This is a genomic window from Streptomyces sp. SID4985, from assembly GCF_009863025.1.
Taxonomy (GTDB): Bacteria; Actinomycetota; Actinomycetes; order Streptomycetales; family Streptomycetaceae; genus Streptomyces.
Genome location: NZ_WWIR01000092.1, coordinates 1 through 4795, shown reverse-complemented (window position 1 = coordinate 4795; position 4795 = coordinate 1). Strand labels below are relative to the sequence as shown.

The 4795-nt window shown below is 73.3% G+C and carries 3 protein-coding genes and 1 pseudogene; 2 read left to right on the top strand and 2 right to left on the bottom strand.

The genetic code is table 11. The annotated features are described in order from the left end of the window. Nucleotides 1-1614: SpoIIE family protein phosphatase (locus GTW40_RS04035; protein ID WP_237525325.1), on the top strand; the 1614-nt coding region annotated here is incomplete at its 5' end. Between the two features lie 190 nt (nt 1615-1804). Beyond that, on the top strand, nt 1805-3727 hold the full coding sequence (locus GTW40_RS04030; RefSeq protein ID WP_161178759.1) for a cellulase family glycosylhydrolase: 1923 nt from the start codon (nt 1805-1807) through the stop codon (nt 3725-3727). 62 nt (nt 3728-3789) lie between these two features. Here GTW40_RS04030 and GTW40_RS04025 read toward each other — a convergent pair whose 3' ends face one another. Together GTW40_RS04025 and GTW40_RS04020 are read right to left on the bottom strand one after the other, a co-directional pair. Further along, the gene (locus GTW40_RS04025; protein ID WP_161178758.1) at nt 3790-4614 is read right to left on the bottom strand and encodes a hypothetical protein; all 825 of its coding nucleotides are present in this window, start codon (nt 4612-4614) and stop codon (nt 3790-3792) included. Then, nucleotides 4611-4795 (bottom strand): annotated as a pseudogene (locus GTW40_RS04020) (glycosyltransferase family 4 protein); the annotation flags it as partial. The pseudogene GTW40_RS04020 and the gene GTW40_RS04025, both read right to left, overlap by 4 nt.

Genomic DNA, 4795 nt, shown 5'->3' with positions numbered 1-4795 from the left:
ACGGCGCAGGAGCTGGCGGACGTGTGCGTGCCCGATCTCGCCGACACGGTGGTGGTGGACGTACTGGACGCGGTGCTGCGCGGCGACGTGCCCCCGCTGGAGTCGCTCGGCCACGATCTGCTGCTGCGCTGCGCGGGCTACAGCTCGGTACGGCCCACGAACGGGCACCGGCCGATCGAGGTCGGCAGCGTGCTCGAACCCGGCCTGTCCTCCCGTTACAAGCAGGTCCTCACCGAGCGGCGCCCGGTGCTGCTCGGCGGTCCGGACGGCCATGAGGAGGCGGAGACGCACGGCAAGAGCAACGCGCTGGTGCCGGAGCGGGACGCGCACTCGCGGATGGCGGTGCCGCTCGCCGCGCGGGGCGGCATCCTCGGCCTCGCCCGCTTCTACCGGCAGCGCACCGCCGCCCCGTTCACCGAGGACGATCTCCGGCTCGCCGACGAGCTGACCCGGCACACCGCGCTGTGCCTGGACAACGCCCGGCTCTACACGCGCGAGCGCTCGGTCGCCCGTATCCTCCAGCTCAGCCTGCGCCCGGTGCACGTACCCGGGCACAGTGCCGTGGAGACGGCGCACAGCTATCTGCCGAGCAGCACCAGCGGGGACTGGTTCGACATCATTCCGCTGTCCGGCGCCCGGATCGGGCTCGTCGTCGGGGAGCCGCCGACCCGGGGCATCCGGGCGGCGGTCACCATGGGCGGGCTGCGCGCGGCCATCGGCGCCCTGGCGACCCTGGACCTGCCCCCGGAGGAGCTCCTTGAGCGGGTGCACGACCTGGTCTCCCGGCTGGACGCGGAGGAGTCCCGCCATCTGGACGACACGCTGGACAGCAGGCGCGCGGGCACGTGCTGTCTGTACGCGGTCTACGACCCGGTGTCGCACCGCTGCACCCTGGCGAGCGCGGGTCATCCGCCGCCCGCGGTGGTCCGTCCCGGCAAGCCGGTGGCCTTCGCCGACATGCCGATCGGTCCGCCGCTGGGGCGTGGGGCGCCGCGCTACCACTCGGTGCGCATCGAGCTGCCCGTCGGCACGCTGGTCATGCTGTGCAACCCGGTGCTGCTGCGTGACGCGAGCCCCGACTCCCAGGAGCAGCTGGCCCGGCTCGGCGAGGCGCTGCGTCCCGAGGACCGTCCGCTGCCGGACATCATCAAGACGATCCTGAGCGACCTGGCGCGCCCCCACCCCACGGGCGACGGGGTGCTCCTCCTCGCCCGCACGCTCGGCCTGGGCAGCGACCGCGTCGCCTCCTGGTCCCTGCCGAACAAGCCGGAGGCGGTCGGGGAGGCCCGCAGCCGCACGGAGCACCGGCTGGACCACTGGGGCCTGGCGGAGCTGGCCTTCACGGCGACGCTGGTGGTCAGCGAGCTGGTCACCAATGCCGTGCGCTACTCCGAGGGACCGATCCGGCTGCGGCTGGTCCGCGACCACGCGGCCCTGATCATCGAGGTCACCGACGACAGCAGCACGGCGCCCCAGCTGCGGCACGCGGAGGACGACGACGAGCACGGGCGGGGTCTGTCCATCACCTCCCAGCTCACCGAGCACTGGGGCACCCGGCGCGAGCACCGGGGCAAGACCATCTGGGCCGAACTGTCGCAGCACGCGGCGGCCTGAGCGCGTCCGCCGCACACACCCGTGCGCGGGTGTGGTCCGTACCTTCCGGGAATCCCTTCCGCTCGGGGTGCGCGGTGGTGGAGACTGCCGCCCAGCCGGTACGCCCGTCACTCCGGCTCCCTCACGCAACTCCCTTGCTTTTCAAGCAGGTTCACGCACTTTCATCCCCCGGAAGACCAAGGGCTCCCCCATGCCGACAGCTTCACCCTCCCTGCGTCTGGTCGCCTCGGCCGCAGGGCTGCTTCTCGTCTCCACCGCTGCCTCGGCCGCGCACGCCGCGCCCCATGCCACCGCCGAGCCGGCCGCCGTCGCGCACGGCACCCAGGCGGCCGCCGCCAGCCTGCACGGGCCGCTGTCCACCCAGGGCCGCTACATCGTCGACAGTCTCGGCAACCGTTTCCGGCTGAAGTCCGCCAACTGGGACGGCGCGCAGGGCTCGTGGAACGGCAGCGGCAGCACCGACGACCCGGCGAACCACCACGCGGGCCAGGACTCGCACAACATCCCGCTCGGCCTCGACCGGGTGCCGATGGCCCAACTACTGTCTGACTTCCGCCAGTTGGGCATCAACAGCATCCGGCTGCCGTTCTCCAACGAGATGATCCGCTCCACCACGACGGTCCCCGACGCCGCCGTGGCCGCCAACCCCCAGCTGCGCGGCAAGACCCCGCTCCAGGTCTACGACGCCGTGGTGAACGCGCTCAGCGACGGCGGGTTCGCGGTCATCCTCAACAACCACACCAACACCTCGCGTTGGTGCTGCGGTGTCGACGGCAACGAGCGGTGGAACACCAGCCAGTCGACCCGGCAGTGGGCCGACGACTGGGTGTTCATGGCCCGCCGCTACGCCTCCGTGCCCGGCGTGGTCGGCGCCGACCTCTACAACGAAGTCCGCCGGAACATCCTCGACGACCCCAACTGGGGCCTGGGCGACGACCACGACTGGTACGCGGCCGCCCAGTTGGCCGGTGACCGCATCCTGACCGAGGGCAACCCGAACCTGCTCATCGTGATCGAGGGCATCAACTGGACGGGCCTGCCCGTGGACGGTTTCCCGCACGGCCGACCGATGCTCACCCCCGTGCGCACCCTGTCCAACACCCTGGTCAACGCGCACAAGTTGGTCTACTCCGCGCACTTCTACGGCTACACGGGACCGCACCACAGCGGCGCCACCGGCGTGGGCGAGACCCACGACGCCCGCTACCAGGACATGTCCCGCGACGAGTTGGGGCAGGCCATGTACGACGAGGCGTTCTTCGTGGAGGAGAACGGCAAGCACTACACCGCGCCGGTGTGGATCAGTGAGTTCGGTGCCGGTTCGGGTGACACCAACGCCAAGGCGCGTACCTGGTTCACCAACACCACCGACTACTTCGCGGACCACGACGCCGACTTCGCGTACTGGCCGCTGGTCGGCTTCGAGGGCCACGACGACTGGGCGCTGCTGCGCTACGACACCTCCGGGCGCCGCTCGGGCATCCTCGACGGCGGCGACTGGCGGTCCGCGGGCTGGCAGCGGCTGATGGCCGACTCGGGCAAGACGGGTGCGGTGGCGCCGGTGCCGGTGTGGCGGATGCTGAGCACCGACCACGGGGACGCGGTGGAGTCCCTGAAGGCGAAGGCCGCCGGTGACTGGGACCCGGGCGCCTACAAGGCGGCCTGCCCGGACGGCCTGCGGCTGATCGGACTGAGCCACACCGCCGGACGCGGGCTGTGCACGGACACCGGTGCCTCCGACCTCCGCGCGGCCGACGGCGGCCAAACGGTCGTGAACGACGAGCGGTACGTCCCCTCGGGCGGCGACTGGGCGTCGGGTTACACCAAGTTCCAGTGCCCGTCGGGGGCGTTCCTCATCGGGTACAGCCTGCGCGGCGAGCGGGTCTCGGCGGCGGTGTGCGCACCGGGCAAGGGCGCGCTCGGCGGCAACGGCCGCACCGTGTGGTTCGACCGCTCGGACAACCGTCCCGCCGACGGCGCGGGCGGCGACTTCGCCGAGGGCGACTACAAGGGCCAGTGCGCGGTGAACGAGTACGCGGCCGGGATCGCCTTCACCACCCGGTTCGGCAGCCGTCCGGGGCCCGCGGCCCTGCTGTGCCGCACACTGCCCTGATCCACCACTCGGGCCCCGGCCCGTGCCGTACGACGGCGCGGGCCGGGGCCCCGGTCACCCGGTCAGCGGGCCGGGCCGACGTCGAAGGAGAGGTCGTTGTCGACCGTGTAGTACGGCCACACGGTGGCGGCGCCGGCCCGCACCGACGGGTGGACGAAGGAGTGCTTGCGGTGGGCCACGTCGTCCAGGAGGCGTCCGGCCCGCACCGGCGCGGCACCGGCCGAGGGCAGGACGTACACGTCCCAGTAGCCCGGCGCGTCCGGCGCCTCGGTGCCCGCCAGTTCGCCGTGGTCCACGGTGAAGGCGAAGCCCCTGCGGTCGGCGTCCACGGTGGGCGTCACGGTCACGTCCCGGCCCCGGGCGCCGCGCAGCCGCACCCGTACGAGGCCGTCGTCGGCGAACTCGGCGCCGTGCAGGCGGCCCGTCACCGTCGTGGCCCGCGTGTCCACGTCGATGTGGCCGGTCTCGGCATGCGCGGGGCGCAGCCAGGCGCGCACCGCGAGCTGGCCGTCCTGGGTGGCGTACGGGACGCGCACCGCGACCGGGGCGGCCCACTCGCGCAGGTGGCCGTCGAGCAGGGCACGCAGGTCGCGCGGGCCGGAGCGCAGCCGCTCGGGTTCGGCGCCGGGTTCGCGGACCAGGAGCACGTCCCAGCGGCCCTCGGCGAGCGCGGGCTCGGCTTCCAGTACGGCGCGGAAGCGTCCGTCGCCCGCCGGTTCGAGGGGGAGGGCGTGCTCGTCGGGCGCCGGGCTGCCCTTGGCGGCCGCGCGGCGCAGCAGGACGCGGGCGTCGGGGTGTCCGGCGGCCTCGGTGAGCTCGAAGGTGATCCGGCCGTCGGCGTCGGCGCGGCAGAGCGCGCTCGGTGCGGTGCCGTTGGCTGTCGTCATCGGCGTATTCCTCTCAGGGGCCTGAGCACGCGCGCGGCGGTGACGTGCGCGAGATCGCGGGCGGCGTGCGCATGGCCCGTGAGGCTGTGGCTCAGGGCGTCCGGGCCCGGGGCGGGGCGGCGTCCGGCGGCGCGGGCGGCGAGCGCGTCGGTGAGCAGCCGTTCGGCCTCGACCACCACGG